Source organism: Pseudoxanthomonas daejeonensis, from assembly GCF_010093205.1.
GTDB classification, from domain to species: domain Bacteria; phylum Pseudomonadota; class Gammaproteobacteria; order Xanthomonadales; family Xanthomonadaceae; genus Pseudoxanthomonas; species Pseudoxanthomonas daejeonensis.
Map to the genome: position 1 here is coordinate 245,808 of NZ_PDWN01000002.1, position 20,919 is coordinate 266,726.

General features: G+C 67.0%; 20 protein-coding genes and 1 riboswitch. Of the genes, 6 read left to right on the forward strand and 14 right to left on the reverse strand.

Going from position 1 to position 20,919, the window contains the following annotated elements:
* Positions 1-19: 19 nt before the first annotated feature.
* The 10 genes from CSC65_RS02635 to CSC65_RS02680 form a co-directional block, all read right to left on the reverse strand.
* Complete coding sequence (locus tag CSC65_RS02635) at positions 20-832, reverse strand: methyltransferase domain-containing protein (protein ID WP_162408423.1); 813 nt, start codon at positions 830-832, stop codon at positions 20-22.
* A 4-nt stretch (positions 833-836) separates the two neighbouring features.
* Positions 837-1,844, reverse strand: a complete 1,008-nt coding sequence (locus CSC65_RS02640; RefSeq protein ID WP_162408424.1) for a glycosyltransferase family protein — start codon at positions 1,842-1,844, stop codon at positions 837-839.
* Between the two features lie 67 nt (positions 1,845-1,911).
* Positions 1,912-4,842 carry a glycosyltransferase gene (locus tag CSC65_RS02645; RefSeq protein ID WP_162408425.1) on the reverse strand — a complete coding sequence of 977 codons (2,931 nt, stop codon included), beginning with the start codon at positions 4,840-4,842 and terminating at the stop codon, positions 1,912-1,914.
* A complete protein-coding gene (locus CSC65_RS02650; protein ID WP_162408426.1) occupies positions 4,832-6,292 on the reverse strand; it encodes an ABC transporter ATP-binding protein in 1,461 nt (486 codons plus the stop codon). The genes CSC65_RS02645 and CSC65_RS02650 overlap by 11 nt, the downstream gene beginning before the upstream one ends.
* A complete protein-coding gene (locus CSC65_RS02655; RefSeq protein ID WP_162408427.1) occupies positions 6,282-7,088 on the reverse strand; it encodes an ABC transporter permease in 807 nt (268 codons plus the stop codon). Before CSC65_RS02655 ends, CSC65_RS02650 begins: the two co-directional genes overlap by 11 nt.
* Positions 7,085-8,275, reverse strand: coding sequence for a cystathionine gamma-synthase (locus CSC65_RS02660; RefSeq protein WP_162408428.1), 1,191 nt, complete (start codon positions 8,273-8,275; stop codon positions 7,085-7,087). The genes CSC65_RS02655 and CSC65_RS02660 overlap by 4 nt, the downstream gene beginning before the upstream one ends.
* Positions 8,276-8,506: 231 nt before the next feature.
* Positions 8,507-9,883 carry a pyridoxal-phosphate dependent enzyme gene (locus CSC65_RS02665; RefSeq protein WP_162408429.1) on the reverse strand — a complete coding sequence of 459 codons (1,377 nt, stop codon included), beginning with the start codon at positions 9,881-9,883 and terminating at the stop codon, positions 8,507-8,509.
* 308 nt (positions 9,884-10,191) lie between these two features.
* The gene (locus tag CSC65_RS02670) at positions 10,192-10,407 is read right to left on the reverse strand and encodes an HP1242/YdcH family protein (RefSeq protein WP_162408540.1); all 216 of its coding nucleotides are present in this window, start codon (positions 10,405-10,407) and stop codon (positions 10,192-10,194) included.
* A gap of 410 nt (positions 10,408-10,817) precedes the next feature.
* Complete coding sequence (locus CSC65_RS02675) at positions 10,818-11,699, reverse strand: OmpA family protein (protein ID WP_162408430.1); 882 nt, start codon at positions 11,697-11,699, stop codon at positions 10,818-10,820.
* Positions 11,696-12,094: a DUF4398 domain-containing protein gene (locus CSC65_RS02680; protein WP_425501295.1), complete on the reverse strand. Its 399-nt coding sequence runs from the start codon at positions 12,092-12,094 to the stop codon at positions 11,696-11,698. The genes CSC65_RS02675 and CSC65_RS02680 overlap by 4 nt, the downstream gene beginning before the upstream one ends.
* Before the next feature lie 119 nt (positions 12,095-12,213).
* On the opposite strand from CSC65_RS02680, the gene CSC65_RS02685 reads away from it, so the two are divergent.
* Complete coding sequence (locus CSC65_RS02685; protein ID WP_162408431.1) at positions 12,214-13,350, forward strand: PilT/PilU family type 4a pilus ATPase; 1,137 nt, start codon at positions 12,214-12,216, stop codon at positions 13,348-13,350.
* Between the two features lie 39 nt (positions 13,351-13,389).
* On the opposite strand, the gene maiA is transcribed toward CSC65_RS02685, so the two are convergent.
* Both maiA and CSC65_RS02695 read right to left on the reverse strand, forming a co-directional pair.
* Positions 13,390-14,073, reverse strand: a complete 684-nt coding sequence (gene maiA / locus CSC65_RS02690) for a maleylacetoacetate isomerase (protein WP_162408432.1) — start codon at positions 14,071-14,073, stop codon at positions 13,390-13,392.
* Between the two features lie 94 nt (positions 14,074-14,167).
* Positions 14,168-15,166, reverse strand: a complete 999-nt coding sequence (locus CSC65_RS02695; protein WP_162408433.1) for a fumarylacetoacetate hydrolase family protein — start codon at positions 15,164-15,166, stop codon at positions 14,168-14,170.
* A gap of 388 nt (positions 15,167-15,554) precedes the next feature.
* Between CSC65_RS02695 and CSC65_RS02700 the strand changes: the two genes are divergently transcribed.
* The 3 genes from CSC65_RS02700 (at position 15,555) to CSC65_RS02710 (ending at position 17,973) form a co-directional block, all read left to right on the forward strand.
* A complete protein-coding gene (locus tag CSC65_RS02700) occupies positions 15,555-16,925 on the forward strand; it encodes a DEAD/DEAH box helicase (RefSeq protein WP_162408542.1) in 1,371 nt (456 codons plus the stop codon).
* An 83-nt stretch (positions 16,926-17,008) separates the two neighbouring features.
* Positions 17,009-17,362: a 6-carboxytetrahydropterin synthase QueD gene (gene queD, locus CSC65_RS02705; RefSeq protein ID WP_162408434.1), complete on the forward strand. Its 354-nt coding sequence runs from the start codon at positions 17,009-17,011 to the stop codon at positions 17,360-17,362.
* 221 nt (positions 17,363-17,583) lie between these two features.
* Complete coding sequence (locus CSC65_RS02710; RefSeq protein WP_162408435.1) at positions 17,584-17,973, forward strand: phasin family protein; 390 nt, start codon at positions 17,584-17,586, stop codon at positions 17,971-17,973.
* 173 nt (positions 17,974-18,146) lie between these two features.
* On the opposite strand, the gene bioD is transcribed toward CSC65_RS02710, so the two are convergent.
* The gene (gene bioD / locus CSC65_RS02715; RefSeq protein ID WP_162408436.1) at positions 18,147-18,812 is read right to left on the reverse strand and encodes a dethiobiotin synthase; all 666 of its coding nucleotides are present in this window, start codon (positions 18,810-18,812) and stop codon (positions 18,147-18,149) included.
* The gene (locus CSC65_RS02720; protein ID WP_162408437.1) at positions 18,805-19,542 is read right to left on the reverse strand and encodes a TMEM175 family protein; all 738 of its coding nucleotides are present in this window, start codon (positions 19,540-19,542) and stop codon (positions 18,805-18,807) included. Before CSC65_RS02720 ends, bioD begins: the two co-directional genes overlap by 8 nt.
* Before the next feature lie 117 nt (positions 19,543-19,659).
* Here CSC65_RS02720 and CSC65_RS02725 point away from each other — a divergent pair, with 117 nt between their 5' ends.
* On the forward strand, positions 19,660-20,148 hold the full coding sequence (locus tag CSC65_RS02725) for a GAF domain-containing protein (protein ID WP_162408438.1): 489 nt from the start codon (positions 19,660-19,662) through the stop codon (positions 20,146-20,148).
* Positions 20,145-20,537, forward strand: coding sequence for a TfoX/Sxy family protein (locus CSC65_RS02730; RefSeq protein WP_162408439.1), 393 nt, complete (start codon positions 20,145-20,147; stop codon positions 20,535-20,537). The genes CSC65_RS02725 and CSC65_RS02730 overlap by 4 nt, the downstream gene beginning before the upstream one ends.
* Before the next feature lie 110 nt (positions 20,538-20,647).
* Positions 20,648-20,888, forward strand: a riboswitch (cobalamin riboswitch).
* Positions 20,889-20,919 lie beyond the last annotated feature (31 nt).

The window sequence follows — 20,919 nt, forward strand, 5'->3', positions numbered from 1 at the left end:
GTCGAGCCGGACTGTTGGACTATTGGTCACCAACTGAGTCCTGGCTTCGCGCGAAGAAGAGCCAGTCCGCGGCCGGCCTTCGATTGTTCGGTACGTCGGTCCGGCGAAGGATGAAATAGAACTCGCCCAGCTGCGGGATCTCGCCGTACTCGGCCAGTTCGTAGCCCAGCCATCCCAGCGCCAGGAACGGCTCGAGGACGCGGCTGCGGAACGTCGGTCCCTGGAACACGTGCACGTGCATCCCCGGATGGTGCGACTTGATCGCATGCTCGATGAATCCAGGATCAAGCCGGGGCGAAGGATCGACCGTCTCCCCGCCGACGCGCGAACCGTCGTAGAGCAGCCCCGCGTCGACGCAATGCTCCGGCAGGGACTTCTCGCCGCCGAACAGGTAGTCGGCAACGAAATGCGCGAACGCCGTGTCCGTTCGCGCGTGATCGAAACTGAACCTCTTGTCCGGCAGCGTGATGAAGACCGCGCCACCCTCGTTCAGGCATGGCTCGATCTGCTTGAGCCAACGGAACGGATCCACGAGGTGCTCGAGAACGTGGTTGGCCACGATCCAGTCCACGCGCCCCCGGAACGCCTCCCACAGCTCCTGCTCCGCGAGCCGTATGGTCACTGGGGCCACTTGGCGGTTTACCCCCTGCGCGCCGGCCTGCGACTGGAGCTCGTCGGTCCCGTAGTAGTCGGCGAAGATGGTCTGAGCCTCCCCGGGAAGGATGGTCGGCCGGTAAAACGCGCCGACCTCGATCACGCGGTGGTCCCGGTGGACGTGCCTGAGCAGCACGTCCCGTCGAAGCTCCTGCAGCAGGTCGATCTCGTACCCCATGTGCTCACCCTCGCAAAGCGATCAATTCAGCTGCACCGATGCGGAACCGGTCGCGCAGTTTCCGCGCCACACCCAGGTTGTCATCGATCATCCATGCCCGCGAGGAGCTGTCCGGGAAGAGCCCCGAACTGAACTCCTCCTCGGTGACATACCGGTAGCCCAGCGACTGGAAATCGCCCAGCCGGGGAGATCGCACGATCGGAATCACGCCGCATTGAAGATACTCGAAAATCTTCGTCGGCGAAGAGACCCTGTTGACGGGCGAATCGTCGCGGAGCGCAAAACCGAAATCGGCCGCGGCGTACTCGGCGGCCAGTCTGGACTTGGGGGAGAACAGGCACTCGATGCCTTCCTGTATGCCCAGCTCGGCCGCCCGGCGCCTGATGAGTTCGTGGTCGTGGGACAGGAAGCGGAAACGGCCGACCGACTGGCTGCTCCTGGCGACACCAAGCATCGCATCCAGGTTCTGCCAGGCCTGCGTGCCGCCCGCATAGACCACCCGAACCGGCAACTCGCCGTCGCGGCGCCCCCTCGACTCCGCCTCCATCGCCTCGACGATCGGGAGGATGATGCACCGCCGAGGGCTCAATTGGGGGTACTTCGCTATGTAGTGTTCCTGCATGGCCTGCGACACCATCACGCATGCCATGGCCCCCTCGAGTACTTGCTGCTCGATCACCTCGTATTTCGGCGCCAATTCCGGCCGCCCCAGCATGGTTTCCTCTTCCGGGACCACGCCATGGAAGTCAACGACGATCTTCCCCGTATCAAGCCACGGCGCCACGAACTCCGCCAGGTGCACGGTGTGGACGTAGAGGAACCGCACGTGATCGAGCAAACTGCCGATGGTGTCGCGGTGCGCGTGCTCGGTGACATTCAGGCAGATCTCGTGGAGCCCGTCGCCATGGTCGTGGATGATTTCGCCATCCGCCTTCGAGTGATGGCTACCCAGGTGCACATACAGCCGTGGGCCGTCGCCAAAGATGGCGTCGACCGCTGCGATCCGGCTCATCCAGCCTTCCTGGACGCGCTCTCCGTAAGGGCATGGCGCAACGAAAGCCACCCGGAACTTCGAAAAATCATGCGCCATTCTGGGCTCCACGCTGGCCTTCTTCCACTATCGGAACGAGCGCGCAGTAATTTGCTGCCGTCGCGCTCACGCTGTAGGAATCATATTTCTCCGCTGCATCCAATGCGCGCGACAGCCAGTTCCCGTAGTCCTCGACCATCGCGCACATCGAACCTGCAAGTGACTGCACCGATTCCATGTCGGGCTGATAGAAGCGTTTCCTCACCATCTCGGCGGACAGTTCGTCGAAGCCTGTAGCCGCGCCGGCCGCCATGAGAACGTGCCCGAACCGCTGCGAGAGCTCGTTGCTTGCCCCGGTTTCAGAGAGGACGCTCGGCAGGCCGAAATAGGCGAACTCGAGCGTAGAGATGCTGAATCCCTCCAGCTGTGTCGGGAGCAGCGCCACATGCGCGCGCGCAAACTCCTTCGACATCCGCCTGCGGCCCACTGACCCGGCCAGGGTGAGCGACCCGGATTCCACCAGTGGCGCCGCCAGCACCTCAACGGCATGCCGCGCCTCGGCGTCCCCGCCCAGCGAACCGAGCATCACTAGGTGCGCGTCCGGGTAGCGCTTGACCACCTCAGCGAAGCTCCGGATGACAAGCAGGTGGTTCTTCTGGAAATGCAGGTTCCCCGCGAACAGGAACCTAGGCGAGCCGATGGACTCGCGGCGATGCGCCGCTACCATAGGCAGCGGTGGCCTGATGAAGCCGTGCGTGTTCAGGCCGTTGTTGATCAACGTGATGCTGCCCGGATCGAGCCCGAGCCGCTCGACGGAGTAGTCGCGCACGAATCCAGATACCGCGACGTACGCGTCGACGCTGCGCGAACGCAGGTGTGTGAACCAGTCGGATCCGACCTGCCAGTGATAGGCGTTGTGGAGCACCTCGATCACGCGCACGCCGTTGGCATGGATTGCGTCCAGGCCCGTGTAGGCATGGTGGGTGAAGCACACCTTCGCGCCAAGGCGCTCGGCCTCGGATAGCACTCCGACCGGGTCGTTCTTGCACGCCACCACTTCGATCCCGGCCTGCCGCGCCTCCTCGGCGATGTCGCCGAGATGGCCGAGCACGGCCACGGCGGGCCGGTACCCCAGCCTGGTCATTTCGACGCAGAGGTCGAGAACCACACGCTCCAGGCCACCGCCCACGAAGTCCTGGACCAGGTGCAGGATGTCGGCCAGCGGCTCCTGGGACTGCGGCTGCGACAGTGGCTCCACAGGTGGGCGGCGCACTTCATGCACCCGGGGCTCAATCGGAACGGCGGCCATACCGCTCGGCCGCATGCCCATCGATGCGGCCCGTCGGGCAGCGATCGAACGCTTGATCCGCCTGAGAAGCCGCGCGGCTTCCCGCAAGGGGGAGGTGATGCGCCAGCTCCTGCTGCGGTACATGTCCGCCAGCTGTTGCTCGAGCGACTGGATGTGCGCCCCGCGCCCAGCCAATGCAGCGTCGCGGAACGCCAGCTCGATGCCGGACTGCCTTTGCTCGATCTCGACCTGCCTGCGCAGATCTTCTATCCGGGCGCAGCGCTCGGCCAAGAGCACGGCGGCGGCCTCCAGTTCCGCGCCCAGCCGTTCGCGCTCGCTCGTCCAGTCGCGGGCCGCTACCTGCATCTCCTCGCGGCCCTCCTCCAGCTTCGACCTCGCCTGATCCAGCTCGGCCAGCAGGGCCGCCCTGTCCAAGAGCCCATCCTGGACCTTCGTTTCGGCCTCGCTCGCGGAGCGGCGCGCTTCCTGGAGCTGCTCTTCGATCTCGCTCGCGGAGCGGCGTGCTTCCTGGAGCTGCGCTTCGGTCTGGCTCGCGGAGCGGCGCGACTCCTGGAGCTGTCCATCGAGGTCCATCTCGCGCAACTTCGATCCTTCGATCGCATCGCGCAATCCGTGCAGCTCCAGCGCAGCGGTGGCAGCGGACTCCTCGGCCGCGCGCGTCCTAGCCTGGAGGTCGGCCAATTGCTCGCCGATCGACCCGACCCGCTCGCGCATTTCCACCGAAACGGACTCGCTGATCAGCCAGGGAGCGATCGCCTGGACGGCGATTTCGAGCTGGCGCGCGTCCTTTTCCTCTCGCTCGGCCATGGCCCCGGTGAAAGCGGAGGTTCCGACGGACTGATTGGTGCGCGTGATGAGGACATGCCGCAGGAGGCGGCGCAGAGCCTCAGCCTCGCCCGCGGACTCCGGTCGCGACTCAGCGACCGCCGCCAGTGCGCTGTCCAGCTCATGCGCCAGCCCTTCGACCTGCTCACGCACCGGCACGAACGTGCTAGGCGGCAGCAGCTCGATGTCCATGTCCGAAAGATGCAGGCCAAGCTCCCTGGCCCATTCCGGATCCACCCAGATCGCCAGCAGCTGCTCGCCCGGCCAGTTACAAGGCTCGTCGGAGCTCACGTCGCGTACGCGTACATGGGCGAGCACCTTGCCGTCTCCAAGCACCATCGGCACGTTGTCTGGATGGAAAGTCACGTGGTGCTCATCGATGCGCTGCCATTCGCGGAATGGCAACAGCAATGCGACCGCGCGTTGCGCCCGCGCCGATAAGGTCCCGATGACCTTCCACGGTTCGTGGAAGTGCTCCAGCGTATTGGAGCTGAAGACCACATCGAAAGCCTCGCCTTCCGGATCCCTAGAGACCCAGTCCTCAGCGACGAACTTCTGGCCCGGGTAGTGCTGCCGGGCGTCCTCGATGGCGACTGGGGAGAAATCCACTCCGGTCATGTCGACGCCAGCCAGGTTGATGGCCAGCTCGTTGGTTCCATCGCCGAGCGCACAACCCCAGTCGCACCAGCTCAACCCTTCCGCCGAAGCGGCGATCAGCCATTTCGGCAGCAAGCTGAACGCAAGCGCACCGAAGAACCGGGATTGCGCGCGCCCTTGGCGCTCCTCCCAGTCCGACGTGAAGCGCGTATCCCAGTAATCCTTTGAATTGACCAAATTATCCGACACGTGTCGACTCGCTGTAGCTGTGACTGATCCGTGGCTGATAAACGCCGAAGTACCGCTTGTCGGCCACCGAGGAGAAGTAGCGGGCGCCTTCCAGATATTCGTAGTATTCGACTACTGGGCCGGTACGCCGCTCCAGCGCGGCGACGAGAAAATACTTGCCTTCCACCAACCCATTCTCGAATTCGAATTCCACGGTGACTCGCTCGTCCGCAGACCAGTGCATGTCGCCGCCGCCGTCGCGGTCGTGGCTGCTGGATACGATAATGTCGGATCCCTTCAGGTCCTTTATCGAGAACGCGACTCCGAACGTCTCCGGCGAATACTCGTGCGGCAAGCTGAACCTGATACGTATCCGGCAACACTCGCCCCAGCGCGCCAGATCCAACGGCTGGCCATCCCCATCCAGGATCTCCGCCGACTCGATCAGTCCGACCTGCTCGCCCCAATGGGATACCGGCCGAGAATCTATGCCGGCTGGCGCAGACTCCACGACATGGCGCATCTGGTCGTATTCGTCCGGCGAGTGCACAGGGCTCCCATCCCCCAGGTCCGATACGCGCTCGGTCTCGGCCTCAGCCTCGGTCGGCTCCTCGGCGCCGGCCGCGACTTCCCCGACCTCCGGCCCGTCGCCCGCGGCATCCGCTGCGACGCCCTCGACCACAGGGCGGTCGGGCGAGGCGTCGGGGTCGTCGGCGAATATGGACTCCATGTAGCGCGACGTAACCTGCAGGACAGGTCCCAGCATCCTCATCCTTCCCGAATCCAGCCAGAGCGCCCTCTGACAAAGCGTGCGAACGGTGGAGACGTCATGGCTGACGAACAATACCGACGCACCGCCGTCCTGAATCTGCCGTATCCGTTTCATGCACCGCGCTTGGAAGCGGGCATCGCCTACAGCCAGCGCCTCGTCGACTATCAGGACGTCGGCATCGACCGAGGTGGCGACCGCGAACGCAAGGCGCACGAACATTCCGCTTGAGTACGTCTTGGTGGGCTCGTCGATGTACTGCCCGATGTCGGCGAATGCGGCGATTTCATCGAATCTCGACTCCACCGCATCCCGCGACAACCCCAGGAGCATTCCGTTTAGGAGTACGTTCTCGCGCCCGGTGAACTCCGGGTTGAACCCGGCACCGAGCTCCAGGAGTGCCGCAATGCGGCCGGATAACGAAAAATCGCCCTCGGTCGGCGACAGCGTCCCGCAGATCATCTGCAGGAGCGTGCTCTTGCCCGAACCATTGCGCCCGACGATGCCCAGCGTCTCCCCGCGGACGACGTCAAAGTCGACATTCCGCACCGCCCAGACTTCTCGCCCCCTTGACTTCGCGCGCGACCCCAGCGCCCGCGACACAGGACTAGTCAGCATATGCAGCAGCCGGTCGCTCGGCGAGGAGAATATCTCGAAGCGCTTGCCCAGATTGCTCGCCCGTATCACCGCCTCAGAGGACATCGGCAAACCCCTTACGGACGTAACGGAACCAAGCTAGACCGAGCACTGCGATCACCAGCGACGCAAGCATCTGCCAGCCGATCACCGACCAGTCCGGGAGCCGTCCAAAAACGAGTACTTCGCGGGCCGCGTCCACCACGCCTGTGATCGGATTCATCTCCACGATATGCCTATACCTCTCCGGGATTGCGGTGATCGGATAGAAGACGGGGGACATGAACAGCAGGGCCATGGACAGCAGCGGCATCAGCTGACCGAGGTCACGGAGATAGACTCCGGTCGAAGCTAGGAACCACGATACCCCGAGTGTAGCCAGCAACAGCGGGAATACCACCAGCGGGAAAAGCAGCGCCGTCCAAGGCACGCCACCCTGCACGAACAGCATTGCCATGAACAGGACCACCAGACTCACCAGCATGTGAAAAATGGCAGCCAGCACGCACGAGACGGGCAGCACCTCAAGCGGAAAAACGACCTTTTTGACGAACTGCGGGTTGTTTGCGATCAGCGCCGGGGACTTCACCAGGCACTCGGAGAACATCCCGAATACGATCAGCCCGGCGAACAGGATCAGGGCGAACTCGGTCGTCGACTGCTGGCCGTCCGGAACCGTCCACTTCGAGCGGAAAATTACGCCGAATACGAACGTATAGACGCCGAGCATCAGCACTGGGAAGAAGAAAGACCAGGCGACCCCGACGGCCGAGCCCCGGTATCTTGAGTACACCTCGCGCTTGGCCATTTCCCACGCTAGCTTTCGGTTCGTCCACAGTCTTGAAACGAAATTCCCCTTCATCGTACCTGCTCCATTGCTCGTTCGAGATCCGACTTGAGATCCCCAACCCCCTCCACCCCCACACTCAACCGCACCAGGCCACCCGAAATCCCCAGCTTCTCCCGCCGCTCCACCGGCACCGACGCATGCGTCATCACCGCCGGATGGTTCACCAGGCTCTCCACGCCCCCCAGCGACTCCGCCAGGGTAAACAGCTCGGTCCGCTCGCAGAACCGCTTCGCCGCCTCGAATCCGCCCTTGAGCACCACCGAGACAATGCCGCCGAACCCCTGCATCTGCCTTGCAGCCAGTGCGTGCTGCGGATGCGACGCCAGGCCCGGATAGATCACCTTCTCCACCGCCGGCTGGCTCTGCAGCCACTGCGCCAGCGCCAGCGCATTCTCGTTGTGCGCGCGCATGCGCAGCGGCAGGGTCTTCAGGCCGCGCAGGGCGAGGAAGCTGTCGAACGGGCCCTGCACGGCGCCGATCGAATTCTGCAGGAACGCCATGCGTTCGCCGAGTTCGTCGTCGCCGGCCACGACCATGCCGCCGACCATGTCCGAATGGCCGTTGAGGTACTTGGTCGCCGAATGCATCACCAGGTGCGCGCCCAGCTCCAGCGGGCGCTGCACGATCGGCGAGGCGAAGGTGTTGTCGACCACCACCAGCAGGCCGTGCTTGCGCGCGATCTCCGCGACGGCGGCGATGTCGACGATCTTGAGCATCGGATTGGTCGGCGTCTCGATCCAGACCATGCGCGTCTTCGGCGTGATCGCGGCCTCGAACGCGGCCAGGTCGCACAGGTCGACGAAGCTGAAATCCAGGCCGGCGCTGCGTCGGCGCACGCGCTCGAACAGGCGGTAGCTTCCGCCGTAGAGGTCGTCCATCGCCACGATGTGGTCGCCGCTGTTCAGCAGCTCCAGCACGGTCGAGGTCGCGGCCATGCCCGAGGCGAAGGCGAAGCCGCGGGTGCCACCTTCCAGCACCGCCACGCAGCGCTCGTAGGCGAAGCGGGTCGGGTTGTGGGTACGCGAGTACTCGAAACCCTGGTGCTCGCCCGGGCTGCTCTGGGCGTAGGTCGATGTGGCGTAGATCGGCGGCATCACCGCCCCGGTGCTGGGGTCCGGTGCCTGGCCGCCGTGGATCGCCAGGGTCGCAAGCGACAGCTTGCGCCCGTCCGGGGCGGCGTGGGTGGGCTGGTCCGTCATGGCCTTCCTCTGGAGATGACCGCGAATTCTAGCAGCCCGGGCTTAACGGACCGGGAGCCCGGGAGCGAATGTCCCGCAGGCTTCCGGCGGCCAGGATTCACCCGGCTGCCCCGCCGGACCCGCAGCCCGTGACCACGGTCACGGGACAGGCCGTCGAAGCAGAACCAGCCGCGCCCGTGCAAGTGGCGCCAGTCCCGATGCCCCACCGCCCACCGGGACTCCAGCCGGCCCCTACTGCACCCGCCGCCGCAGATAGTTCAGCAGGTCGATCCGGGTGATCAGGCCCAGGAACCGCTCCCCGTCCATCACGATCGCCACCTGGCCCCGGTCGAACACCGGCAGCAGGGCCTCGATCGGCGACTTCACGTCCAGCCGGTCCAGCTTGCTGACCATCGCCACCGAGACCGGGTCGCGGAAGCGGGCCTCGTCGCCGTACACGTGCAGCAGCACGTCGCTCTCGTCGATGATGCCGACCAGCTGCTCGCCGTCCATCACCGGCAGCTGCGAGACGTCGTACAGCTTCATCCGCTGGTAGGCGGTGGTCAGCAGGTCCTTCGGTCCGACCACCACGGTGTCGCGCTGGCTGTACGGGCGCAGGATCAGGTCGCGCAGGTCGCCGTGCTGCGGGCGCTCCAGGAAGCCGTTGTCCAGCATCCAGTAGTCGTTGTACATCTTCGACAGGTACTTGTTGCCGGTGTCGCACACGAACACCACTACACGCTTGGGCACGGTCTGCTCACGGCAGTACCTGAGCGCCGCCGCCAGCAGGGTGCCGGTGGAGGAGCCGCCGAGGATGCCCTCGGTGGCCAGCAGTTCGCGCGCGGTGTGGAAGCTCTCGGCATCGGAGATCGCATAGGCCTTCTTCACCCGGCTGAAATCGGAGATCGCCGGCAGGAAATCCTCGCCGATGCCTTCCACCAGCCAGCTGCCGGACTTGTCGCTGAGCACGCCTTCGTTGATGTACTGGGTGAGGATCGAGCCGACCGGATCGGCCAGCACCAACTCCACCCCGGGCGCCTCCCGCGCGAAGCACCGCGACAGCCCGGTCATGGTGCCGGAGCTGCCGCAGCCGAACACGATCGCGTCGAAACCGCCTACTTCAGCCATCTGCGCGATGATCTCCGGGCCGGTGCCGGTCTCGTGCGCCACCGGGTTGTCCGGGTTGCCGAACTGGTTGATGAAGTAGGCACCCGGCGTCTCGGCGGCGATGCGCGCGGCCAGGTCCTGGTAGTACTCCGGATGGCCCTTGCCCACGTCCGAGCGGGTCAGCCGCACCTCGGCGCCCATCGCCTTGAGGTTGAAGATCTTCTCCCGGCTCATCTTGTCCGGGACCACCAGGACCAGCTTGTAGCCTTTCTGCTGGGCCACCAGCGCCAGGCCCAGTCCGGTATTGCCGGCGGTGCCCTCGACCAGGGTGGCGCCGGGCTGCAGGTCGCCGCGTTTCTCGGCCGCCTCGATCATCGACAGGCCGATGCGGTCCTTGATCGAGCCGCCGGGATTGGCGTTTTCCAGCTTGAGGTAGAGCTCGCAGACGCCGGTGTCCAGGCGCCGGGCCTTGACCATGGGCGTGTGCCCGATCAGTTCGAGCACGGAGGCATGCGGGGCCATCATCGATCCGGTTGTGCTGGGCCGCGATGCGCGGCGGAACCGGGATTATCGGCCGGATGCGGGGGTCAAGTCAGCGTTCCGGCGCAGCCGCGCTGTCCGTCCTTGTAGGAGCGGGCATGACCGCGACACCGACGCCTTTGGCACGGGCGGCGCCTTCGTGGATTCGGCACCCTCGGTGTCGCGGTCATGCCCGCTCCTACAAGGAGGGAAAGCGCGGGGAGGTACTGGCGCAAGTGACGTGGGCGGTGGCGGACCGACGAGGAAGCCGCCACCGCCCACGACGTGAAGCGTTTACCGGTAACGCGCGGTCAGTGCGCCCGGTCGTAGATGCGCAGCAGTTTTTCCTTGGCGTGCAGCTTTTCGCGCTTCATCTGCCCGAGCGTGAAATCGTCGATCGGCAGGACCCCGAGATCGGCATCCATCACCTTCTTGTCCAGCGTGCGATGTCGCTGGTAGAGCTGCTTGAATTCGGGGTCGCGCTTCATGAGCGCATCGATTTCGGCCTGCGGCTGCCCTTCAAACATGTCTGCACCTCCTGGGGGTTTCGCGCATCCCTGCCGCGGATGCCGGCCTTCCTGGCCAGCCCTGGAAAGCAAAACGCCCCGGGCCTGCAAGGTCCGGGGCGTCGCATTTTTCGGAGCAGGGGTGGCACGGTGCGGCCCGGGCACCACCGGAAATCCCCGGGCCGGCTGCGGCCCGACGGCGATCTCCAGTGAAGCGTACAGCGGCTGCATCGGCAGGGTGCTCCTGTCAGCCAGATGGCGGAAGCACCATCCGGGTAATTGACCCTACTCCTCGCCCCGGAGGGCGGCAACCCGCCCTGCAACCTGTTGATTCGAAATAGGAATCGCCGTCAGGGCAGCCTCGGGCCCGGCCGGCCGAAAGCCTCGGTCTCTCGTGTAAATTCCTGATGTAACTGCGATTTCCACTGCGCCTACTGGGCGACGATGACTTCGGCCGCCTTCTTCGCCGTCGCCGCCGATTTTTTGCCCGCCGCCTGGATCTGGGACGCAGGCACCCCGCCCGCCACCAGCGCCGCCTTCAACGCGTCGGCCCGTGCCTGGGCGACCTTGCCGTCCTTGTCGTATGCCTCGACCCGCACCCGCCCCCGCTTGCCGATCTGCAGGTAGGTGGCCAGCGCTCCGGCACCGGCCTTGCCGTCCGTGCTCAGGGCGCCCTTGCCCGGGGCATAGGCACTTGCCGGCAGGGCGAACACTTCCCCGCGCGACTCGAAGGCCGAGGGCGGCAGCTTCGTGCCCGACACCAGTTCGGCCTCCTGCCGCGCCAGCTCGGCTTCCTTGCGCCGCGCCGCGCTCAGCTGCGCCGTCTGCTTGCCAGTCACCGTGGAGAGGGTCTGTTCGACATCGGTCCGTGCCGCGGCTTCGGCCTCGGCGGCCAGGCGCAAACGCTCGGCTTCCTCGGCCTGGATCTGCGACTGGATCCGCAGATGTTCGGCCTCCTGGCGGGCGCGCTCGACTTCGCGACGGCTGGCCTGCAACAGCAGCTCGCTGCGCTGCAGGTCAAGTGTGGCCAGCTCGCGCCGTGCCATTTCGGCGCCCGCCGCGGTCTCGGCGATCTCGATACGGCGCTCGGCCAGGTAGAGCGCGCCCGGTCGCTCACCGCGACGGGCCTCGGCCAGGACGGTGATCGCCTGGCGCGCCTCCATCTGCTCGAACGCCGCAAGGCGGCCCAGCGCAGGGTCGGCCTGCAGCCGGTCCAGGCGCGCCTGCAGGCGCATTGCGTCCGGATCGTCCGCGGCCCGGGCGGGGGCAGGCATCAGCAGTGACGCAGCAAGGACAAAAGCGAGGGCCTTCATGGCGCGCCCTCCGCAGGCAGACCAAGCGTCTGCCGTAGTCCCGCGATCTCTTCCCGACGCTGGTGCAACGCCGCGTCGGCCTGCGCGCGGTCGCTGCGCACCCGTGCCAGGTCGGCATCGGCTGCCGCACGCCTGGCCAGCTCGTCCGCATCGCGGCGCTCCCCCCGGCTGCGCGACAACGCCCCCGCCTGCGCCTGGATCAGCGCCTGCCGGGCCGTGTCGAGCAGGTCCGGTGCGTACTGGTCGGCATCGGCGGCCTGCGCGTTCTGCACGGCCTGCTGGGCGCGCAGCAGGTCCGGCGAGGCGACCTGGGCCTGGGCTGTGACCGCAAGCCCGGATGCGGCAACCAGCGCATACAGGCACCGGCGGAAGTGTGCGAAGCTAGAGTCGATCATCAGGGGACGTCGTGTCGTTTCGGCACGGCCATTGTCTGTAGCCTGCGGCGCGCATGCAACGGCACCGCGCGGGCCAGACCGGGAATCGACAAAAAACGAGCAGTGGGGATCGTCGCGCAATGGATATCGGCTACTTCCTGAAGCTGATGACCGAGAAGAACGCCTCGGACATGTTCCTGACCACCGGGGCCCCGGTCTACATCAAGATCGAGGGCAAGCTGTACCCGCTGGGCAACACCGGCCTGCCGCCCGGCATGGTCAAGAAGATCGCCTACTCGCTGATGGACGAGGGCCAGGTGCCCCAGTTCGAGCGCGAGCTCGAGCTCAATATGGCCATTGCGCTGGCCGATGCCGGCCGCTTCCGCGTCAACGTGTTCAAGCAGCGCGGCGAGGTAGGCATGGTGATCCGCGCGATCCGCAGCGTGATCCCCAGCATCGAGGACCTCAACCTGCCCGACGTGCTGAAGGACATCATCATGACTCCGCGCGGGCTGGTGCTGCTGGTCGGCTCCACCGGCTCGGGCAAGTCGACCTCGCTGGCCTCGATGATCGACTACCGCAACAGCAACACGACCGGGCACATCCTCACCATCGAGGACCCGATCGAGTACCTGCACAAGCACAAGAAGTCGATCGTCAACCAGCGCGAAGTCGGCCTGGACACGCACGCCTTCCACAACGCGCTCAAGAACGCGATGCGCGAAGCGCCGGACGTGATCCTGATCGGCGAGATCCTGGACGCGACCACGATGGAGGCGGCGATCGCCTTCGCCGAAACCGGCCATCTGTGCCTGGCGACGCTGCACTCCAACAACGCCGACCAGACCATCGAGCGCATCCTCAACTTCTTCCCCGAGAGCGCGCACAAGAACGTGCTGATGAACCTGGCGCTGAACCTGCGCGCCGTGGTTTCGCTGCGCCTGGTCAAGGGCCTGGACGAGCGCCGGATCCCGGCCACCGAGGTACTGATCAACACGCCGATGATCCGCGACCTGCTGCGCCGGGGCCAGGTGCACGAGATCAAGGCGGCGATGGAAGGTTCGCTGGAAGAAGGCATGCATACCTTCGACCAGTGCCTGTTCCGGATGGTCAAGCAGGGCCGCATCGAGCAGGAGGAAGCGCTGCGCGCGGCCGACTCGCGCGACGGCCTGGCGCTCAAGTTCCGCCTGTCCGAGGGTGCCGATGCCGAGCACGACCCCTACGCCGACGTGAACGCGATACCGGCCACGCCGACCATCACCCACGGCTTCACCTAGGTACCAGCCTGGCGCGTGCCGGCCGGGGCGACCCCAGGGTCACGCCCCCTTCGGCGCATCCGGCTGGGATTCGGGCGCCGCCTGGCGGAACGCCGGCAACACCTGGCAGGCCTGTTCGATCCGCGCCAGCGTCGGCCATTGCGCCACTTCCAGCCCGAAGCGCCGCGCGTTGTACAGCTGCGGCACCAGGCAGCAATCGGCCAGCCCGGGCGCGTCCCCGTGGCAGAACGCACCTGTGGCCGGATCCTCGTCGACCAGCGCCTCGAATGCGGCGAGTCCATCCACGATCCAGTGCCGCACCCACTCGTCGCGCTCGGCCTGCGGCACGTTCCAGTGCTGCTCGAAGAACTGCAGCACGCGCAGGTTGTTGAGCGGGTGCACGTCGCAGGCGACCAGCTGTGCCAGCGCGCGGACCCGGCCGCGCTCGCGCGCGGTGCCGGGCAGCAGCGCCGGCGTGTCCGGCCAGACCTCCTCGAGGTACTCGAGGATCGCCAGCGACTGGCGCACCGCGCGGCGACCATGCATGAGCAACGGCACCAGCTGCTGAGGATTGAGTGCGGCGTAGTCGGCCGCGTGCTGCTGCCCACCATCCTTGAGCAGGTGCACAGGCACGGTCTCGAACTGCAGACCTTTCAGCGCCAGGCCTATTCGCACCCGGTAGGCGGCGCTGGAGCGCCAGTACGAATACAGGTGCAGGCCTTCGTCGGTGATCCTGTCCAACATGCGCCTCCCGGGAACGACCGTTCCGCGCGCACGATAGCGCGGCCTGCTCCACCTGCCACGGCCGCCGGTCGCGGCCGCGACACCGCCTGCCGGTTCAGGCCGCGCCGGGAGCCGGCTGCCGCTCGATCCGCTGCTCGATCGCGCCGAACAGGCTGCGGCCCTGGCGATCCAGCATCTCGATCCGGACCGTGTCGCCGAACTTCATGAAGGGCGTGCTCGGCTTGCCATCGCGCAGCGCCTCGACCGTGCGCCGCTCGGCGAAGCAGGACGCGCCGCGCGAGACATCCTGGTTGGCGATCGTGCCGGAGCCCACGATCGTGCCGGCCGCCAGCGGGCGGGTCCTGGCGGCATGGGCGACCAGCTGGGCGAAGTCGAACTGCATGTCCTCGCCGGCCTCCGGCGCGCCGAACCACTCGCCGTTGATGTGGGTCAGCAGTGGCAGGTGCAGCTTGTTGCCCTGCCAGGCCCCGTCCAGCTCGTCTGGCGTCACGAACACCGGCGACAGCGCCGAGCGCGGCTTGGATTGCAGGAAGCCGAAGCCCTTGGCCAGCTCGCCCGGGATCAGGTTGCGCAGGGAGACGTCGTTGACCAGGCCGACCAGCTGGATGTGGCCCGCCGCCTGTTCTGGCGTCACCGCCATCGGCACGTCGTCGGTGATGACCACGATCTCGGCTTCCAGGTCGATCCCGTGGTCCTCGCTGGTGACGCGCACCGGGTCGCGCGGACCGTAGAAGCCGGCGCTGGTGGCCTGGTACATCAGCGGATCGGTGTAGAAGCTCTCCGGCACCTCGGCACCGCGGGCGCGACGGACGCGCTCCACGTGCGGCAGGTAGGCGCTGCCATCCACGAATTCGTAGGCGCGCGGCAGCGGCGCGGCCAGGCTCGCCGGATCAAGATCGAAGGCCTCGGTCGCTTCACCCGCTTCCAGGGCAGCCGCCAGCGCGTTCAGCCGCGGCGCCGCGCGCTGCCAGTCGTCCAGGGCCTGCTGCAGGGTCGCGGCGATGCCCGAGGCCCGGACCGCGCGTGCCAGGTCACGCGAGACCACCACCAGGGTGCCGTCGCGGCCGCCTTCCTTGAGGGAACCAAGTTTCATGGCGGCATGCACTCCTTCGGGCTGGGCTGGCGATTGTACGGATTCGCGTTCATGGTTTCATTGGAAACATTGGCTCCCCACCCGCATCCGCCCCGCTGCCGACCTCGTTCGCCTCGCCTAGCTGAACGGATGGCTCGGCATCCTCCCCATTCATCGCGTAGAATCCGCGCCCTGATAGCTAGCGGCCGTCCGTTTCCCTCCGGGACCGGCAGCGTCGGTTCACCCCGACGTCCGCCCCACTCCGACGCCATTCGCAGCCATCGGGCCGGACATTCCGGCCGTATACCCTCTCGCAGCGCGGTTCACGGGAACGCTCCGAGCCACTAGATCGAATATCGATCCGCCCGCCGACACCTGTCCGCGGGCTGTTGCCATGGAGCTTTCCAAGATGTCCTTCGAGTCGCTGGGCCTGGCGCCCTTCCTCCTGCGTGCCCTGTCCGAACAGGGTTACGAGAACCCCACCCCGATCCAGCAGCAGGCGATCCCGCTCGCGCTGGCCGGCCATGACCTGCTCGCCGGCGCGCAGACCGGTACCGGCAAGACGGCCGCGTTCGGCCTGCCGCTGCTGCAGCACCTGGGCACCGCCCCGCAGAGCGTGGGCCAGGGCCCGCGCAAGCCGCGCGCCCTGATCCTGACCCCGACCCGCGAGCTGGCCACCCAGGTGCACGACAGCCTGCGCGGTTATGGCAAGCACCTGCGCATCCCCAGCGCGGTGATCTACGGCGGCGTGGGCATGGGCAACCAGCTCGACGCGCTGCGCCGCGGCGTGGACCTGGTGATCGCCTGCCCGGGCCGCCTGATCGACCACATCGAGCGTCGCAGCGTCGACCTGTCCGGGATCGAGATCCTGGTGCTGGACGAGGCCGACCGCATGCTCGACATGGGCTTCCTGCCCTCGATCAACCGGATCCTGGCCAAGCTGCCCAAGCAGAACCGGCAGACGCTGCTGTTCTCGGCGACCTTCCCCGAGAGCATCAAGACGCTGGCGATGGAGTTCATGCGCAACCCGCGCGAAGTGCAGGTCACCCCGCAGAACACCGTGGCCGAGAAGATCGCCCACCGCGTGCACCCGGTCGACGGCGGCCGCAAGCGCGAACTGCTGCTGCACCTGCTGGCGCAGGATTCGCGCGTGCAGACCCTGGTGTTCGCGCGGACCAAGCACGGCAGCGACAAGCTGGCCGGCTTCATCGAGAAGTCCGGCATCCAGACCGCGGCGATCCATGGCAACAAGAGCCAGGGCCAGCGCATGCGCGCGCTCAGCGACTTCAAGGCCGGCAAGGTCAAGGTCCTGGTCGCCACCGACATCGCCGCGCGCGGCATCGACATCGACCAGCTGCCGCGGGTGATCAACTTCGACCTGCCGATGGTGGCCGAGGACTACGTGCACCGCATCGGCCGCACCGGGCGCAATGGCTCGACCGGCGAGGCGATCTCGCTGGTCGCCCAGGACGAGGCCAAGCTGTTGCGTGCGATCGTGCGCATGCTCGACCGCGACATGGACATCCGCGACGTGCCGGGCTTCGAGCCGCAGGTGCCGATCCGCTGGGGCAACAGCGCCCCGGGCAAGGCCGAGCAGCCGGGTGGAGATCGCGCACCGCGCAAGCCGGGCGGCGGTCGCGGTCGTCGTCCGCACGGCGGCGAAGGCCAGCGCCATGCGCATGCCGGCCCCAAGTCCCACACCGGCCAGCGCGACGGCGCACGCAAGCCTGCCGACGGCCGTGGCCGTGGCGGCGGTCCGCGCCGGGACGCGCAGCGCTGACCTGATGTCGCAGTGGCCGGGCGCGAACGCGTCCGGCCCGTTGCGTAGTATCGACCCGCATTCCCGTTCCACCGGATCCCGCCATGGACATCTTCAAGGTCTTCACCCTGGAGGCGGCGCACCGCCTGCCCAACGTACCGGCGGGGCACAAGTGCGCGCGCCTGCACGGACACTCGTTCCGGGTGGAGATCCACGTCTCCGGCGAGGTCGACCCGCAGACCGGATGGGTGATGGATTTCGCCGAGATCAAGGCCGCGTTCAAGCCGCTGTACGAGCAGCTGGACCACCATTACCTCAACGATATCGATGGCCTGGACAACCCGACCAGCGAACGCCTGGCCGCCTGGATCTGGGCTCGCCTGAAGCCGGCATTGCCCCTGCTCAGCGAAGTGGTGGTGCACGAGACCTGCACTTCGGGCTGCCGCTTCCGCGGCTGAGCCGACGCACGCCCTTCAGGGGCTTGCCCGCCCCCGCCCGGCGCAAAATCGCCCACCGGAAGCGTCACAGCCCGCAAAGGGCGCGATGACTCAGCCCGTATCTATTTGATATTTATTGCATTATTCAAGGCGGGAAAATAATTCCCGAAAGTTGTTGCGTTGCAACAAAAGCAGGTCTATGCTGCGTCGCACCATAGAGGCAAATCCTCACGGAGTCCGCCATGTCCTACCAGTTCAATGACCAGTTCAGCGCCTACACCCACCAGTTCGCCGCCGTTGCCGCGCGCTTGAACCGGCTGGCCCTGGAAAACGCCGAGACCGTATTCGGTGTGCAGCTGCGCACGCTCGAGAAGAACGTCGATGCGACCACCAGCTTCCTGGGTGAGCTCGTCGAGGTCCGCGACCTCGAGTCGTACAAGACCCTGGTGCCGAAGGGCCTGCAGGTCGCCCGCGACAACGCCGAGCGCGTCGCCGCTGCCGGCCAGGAAGTGTTCGGCCTGACCCTCAAGACCACCGAGGCGTTCGGCCAGCTGGCCAAGAACCAGTTCGAGGCGGCCACCGAGCAGGCCCAGGCCACCGTGGCCAAGGTTGCCAAGGCCACCAAGCGCTGATTCCAGTGCGGTAATGCTTCAAAGAATTTGCGCGGCTCCCCTCCCTCCGCGCAAACCCAGACCCGGCAGCTCCCTCCCGCTGCCGGGTCTTTTTTTTGCGTCGTCATCGGCCAAGGTCGCCGCCGGGGTCGCCCGTCCTGCGCTCACGCATGCCGCCAGGCGTGGCGAGGGCGCTAGGGCAAAAGGATCCGGTGGGCCAGCTCCACGGGCTGCGGGTCCGCCATGGGCGGCAGGTACCCCAGGCGCGGGGCCGGCAGGCGCGCATCGAGCAGGGCCAGGTTCTCCTCGCGGCATGCCATCAGCGGGTCGACTCCGCAGGCGATCCAGCCGGCCAGTTCGCAGCCGTCCGCGCGGATCGCGTCCGCGGTAAGTCGCGCGTGGTTGAGGCAGCCAAGCCGCAGCCCGACCACCAGCACCACCGGCAGGCGCATCGCCCTCACCAGGTCACGCTGGTCCAGCGTTGCCGACAGTGGCGCCGCCCAGCCGCCCACGCCCTCCACCACCACCATGTCCGCATGCGTGCTCAGGCGCGCGAACGCGGCCAGGATCGGTTCGGCGGTGACTTCAATGCCGGCCGCACGCGAGGCCAGCTCCGGCGCCAGCGGCTCGGGCAGTGCGAACGGATTGAGGTCTTCGTAGACCGGGCGCGGTTCGCTTGCCGACTGCAGCGCCAGTGCATCGGCATTGCGCCAGCCACCCGGCATCGATTCGCAGCCACTTGCGACCGGCTTCATGCCGATGGCGCGCAGGCCCCGCGCACGCGCAGCATGGAGCAGCGTCGCGCTGGCCAAGGTCTTGCCTGCGCCGGTGTCGGTACCGGTGACGAACAGACTACGCATTCGCCGCTTCCTGGACCGCCACGCCGCCCAGCCGGCGCAATGCCGCGCGCCGACCCAGCATGTGCACCAGCCCCGTCAGCGAAAGCAGGAAGTACAAAGACCCGGGAATGGCCACCTGCCACGGCGCGGCATGCGCCGGCAGCAGGAGCACCACGGTCGCCGACAGCAGCCCGACCGCGCAGAAATAGACATAGGCGGCCACTTCGCCCGCGGCCGTGGCCGCAGCGCCGTCGTCCAGTCCCAGCCGTGCGCGCCGGCACCACGCCAGCAGGTAGAGGCCGCCCATGCATGCGGGCATCGAAGCGAAGGCGAGGCCGTAGAACACGAACGCGATCTGCTTGGCGCCGGTGATGTTGGAGAGCGGCATCGGCAACCAGCCGCCGCTGATCCATGCGAAAAACGTGCCCAGCAGCAGGCGCAGCGGATAGACGTAGACCAGCACCAGGAACACCAGCAGGAGGCTGAGCAGCGTCGCGATCGCGCCGTCGAGCCGGTAGTTCCTGCTCCAGCGCACGTGTGCGTACCAGAACAGCGCCAGCAGGGCGAAGCCGGCGGCGAAGGCCGGGACCTGCTTGAGCGCGACCAGCAGGGACTCGACGCTGTCGGGGATGCGCTCGGCGGAAATCACCAGCAAGGTCACCGCGAAGGCGAACGCGGCATCGACGAACGCTTCCAGCCGCGTCGTGGCGCCCCCCCGCCAGCCGTCCCGCGAACCCGTTTCGTTGTCCACTGCGGCCACCCCCTTGCGTCATGGCGGCGATGATAGACCGGCCATGCCGGGAGGACGCCACGGACGCCCGCCAAGCCGGTGGACGGGAGGAGCGGCCATTGGGGTTAGACTCGTGCAATGTCCTTCTCCACCATTCCCCTCGACGGCAGCAAGCCGGAACAGTACGCACAGCTGCTCGGCCAGGCCCGCGCACTGCTCGCCGGCGAGCGCGATCGCATCGCCAACGCCGCCAACCTGTCCGCGCTGGTGTCCCACGCGCTGCCACAGTTGAACTGGGTCGGCTTCTACTTCTACGACGGCACCGAACTGGTGGTCGGCCCCTTCCAGGGCCTGCCGGCGTGCGTGCGGATCCCGCTGGACAAGGGTGTGTGCGGCGCAGCGGCGAGCAGTCGCCAGACCCAGCGCGTGGCCGACGTGCATGCATTCCCCGGCCACATCGCCTGCGATTCGGCATCACGCTCGGAACTGGTCGTGCCGCTGGTCGACGCGGACGGCGCACTGCTCGGCGTGCTCGACCTGGACAGTCCCGTGCCGGACCGCTTCGATGCCGACGACCAGCGGGGCCTGGAAGCGATCGCCGCCGCTTTCATCGAGGCACTGCGGTGAGTACCTCGCAGTTGCGCAATATCGGTCCGAAGAGCGCAGCCTGGCTGCGCCAGGTCGGCCTGCGCAGCCCCGAGGACCTCGTTGCGGCAGGTGCGGTGCATGCATTCCTGAAGGTCAAGCGCGCCGGCTTCAAGCCCAGCCTCAACCTGCTGTACGCGCTGGAAGGCGCGCTGCTGGACTGCCACTGGCACGACGTCCCCGAGCCGCGCCGGGCACAACTGCTGGCCGAACTCGAAACCGCAAGCGCCGCATTGCCGCCCCCACGCGGCAAGCCGGTCGGCGGGCCGGTGACCACCGCGTTCTATGGCGACAGTGGCGAAAGCACCGATGCGTCGCTCGCCTCGGAATCGCCTGCGTCCGAGGACGACGGCGGCAACCGTTTTACCTGATCGGCCGGTCCGGGCGGGTCCGTCCCATAACTCCCGGCACCACGCCACATAGCTGCCGCCAGGTGACCTGGATCAAGCCGGTCGCGGACGCGCGCGGGTGCCGATGGCATACAATCCCGGCCCTGCAAGGTGACCTGGCCGGCGACCGCCGGACGGGTTGAAACGGGAAGCCGGTGCGTCCGCGGGTGAAACCAGGACAAGGCCGGCGCTGCCCCCGCAACGGTAAGCGACCGCAACGCGCGCGACATCCGCCACTGTGCACGGCACGGGAAGGCGTCGCCGCTGGAGTCCGGCACTCATGCCGGTTTCCCGATCGTGAGCCCGGAGACCGGCCTTGCGGAACCCAGGTTGCGATGCGGAGGGCATTGCGGCGTGCCGACGC

What these genes read in the sequence shown, in the direction of transcription:
- CSC65_RS02635 (WP_162408423.1), bottom strand. Translation starts at nt 832, where the DNA reads ATGGGGTACGAGATCGACCTGCTGCAGGAGCTTCGACGGGACGTGCTG.
- CSC65_RS02640 (WP_162408424.1), bottom strand. Translation starts at nt 1,844, where the DNA reads ATGAGCCGGATCGCAGCGGTCGACGCCATCTTTGGCGACGGCCCACGG.
- CSC65_RS02650 (WP_162408426.1), bottom strand. Translation starts at nt 6,292, where the DNA reads ATGTCCTCTGAGGCGGTGATACGGGCGAGCAATCTGGGCAAGCGCTTC.
- CSC65_RS02655 (WP_162408427.1), bottom strand. Translation starts at nt 7,088, where the DNA reads ATGAAGGGGAATTTCGTTTCAAGACTGTGGACGAACCGAAAGCTAGCG.
- CSC65_RS02660 (WP_162408428.1), bottom strand. Translation starts at nt 8,275, where the DNA reads ATGACGGACCAGCCCACCCACGCCGCCCCGGACGGGCGCAAGCTGTCG.
- CSC65_RS02665 (WP_162408429.1), bottom strand. Translation starts at nt 9,883, where the DNA reads ATGGCCCCGCATGCCTCCGTGCTCGAACTGATCGGGCACACGCCCATG.
- CSC65_RS02670 (WP_162408540.1), bottom strand. Translation starts at nt 10,407, where the DNA reads ATGTTTGAAGGGCAGCCGCAGGCCGAAATCGATGCGCTCATGAAGCGC.
- CSC65_RS02675 (WP_162408430.1), bottom strand. Translation starts at nt 11,699, where the DNA reads ATGAAGGCCCTCGCTTTTGTCCTTGCTGCGTCACTGCTGATGCCTGCC.
- CSC65_RS02680 (WP_425501295.1), bottom strand. Translation starts at nt 12,094, where the DNA reads ATGATCGACTCTAGCTTCGCACACTTCCGCCGGTGCCTGTATGCGCTG.
- CSC65_RS02685 (WP_162408431.1), top strand. Translation starts at nt 12,214, where the DNA reads ATGGATATCGGCTACTTCCTGAAGCTGATGACCGAGAAGAACGCCTCG.
- maiA (WP_162408432.1), bottom strand. Translation starts at nt 14,073, where the DNA reads ATGTTGGACAGGATCACCGACGAAGGCCTGCACCTGTATTCGTACTGG.
- CSC65_RS02695 (WP_162408433.1), bottom strand. Translation starts at nt 15,166, where the DNA reads ATGAAACTTGGTTCCCTCAAGGAAGGCGGCCGCGACGGCACCCTGGTG.
- CSC65_RS02700 (WP_162408542.1), top strand. Translation starts at nt 15,555, where the DNA reads ATGTCCTTCGAGTCGCTGGGCCTGGCGCCCTTCCTCCTGCGTGCCCTG.
- queD (WP_162408434.1), top strand. Translation starts at nt 17,009, where the DNA reads ATGGACATCTTCAAGGTCTTCACCCTGGAGGCGGCGCACCGCCTGCCC.
- CSC65_RS02710 (WP_162408435.1), top strand. Translation starts at nt 17,584, where the DNA reads ATGTCCTACCAGTTCAATGACCAGTTCAGCGCCTACACCCACCAGTTC.
- bioD (WP_162408436.1), bottom strand. Translation starts at nt 18,812, where the DNA reads ATGCGTAGTCTGTTCGTCACCGGTACCGACACCGGCGCAGGCAAGACC.
- CSC65_RS02725 (WP_162408438.1), top strand. Translation starts at nt 19,660, where the DNA reads ATGTCCTTCTCCACCATTCCCCTCGACGGCAGCAAGCCGGAACAGTAC.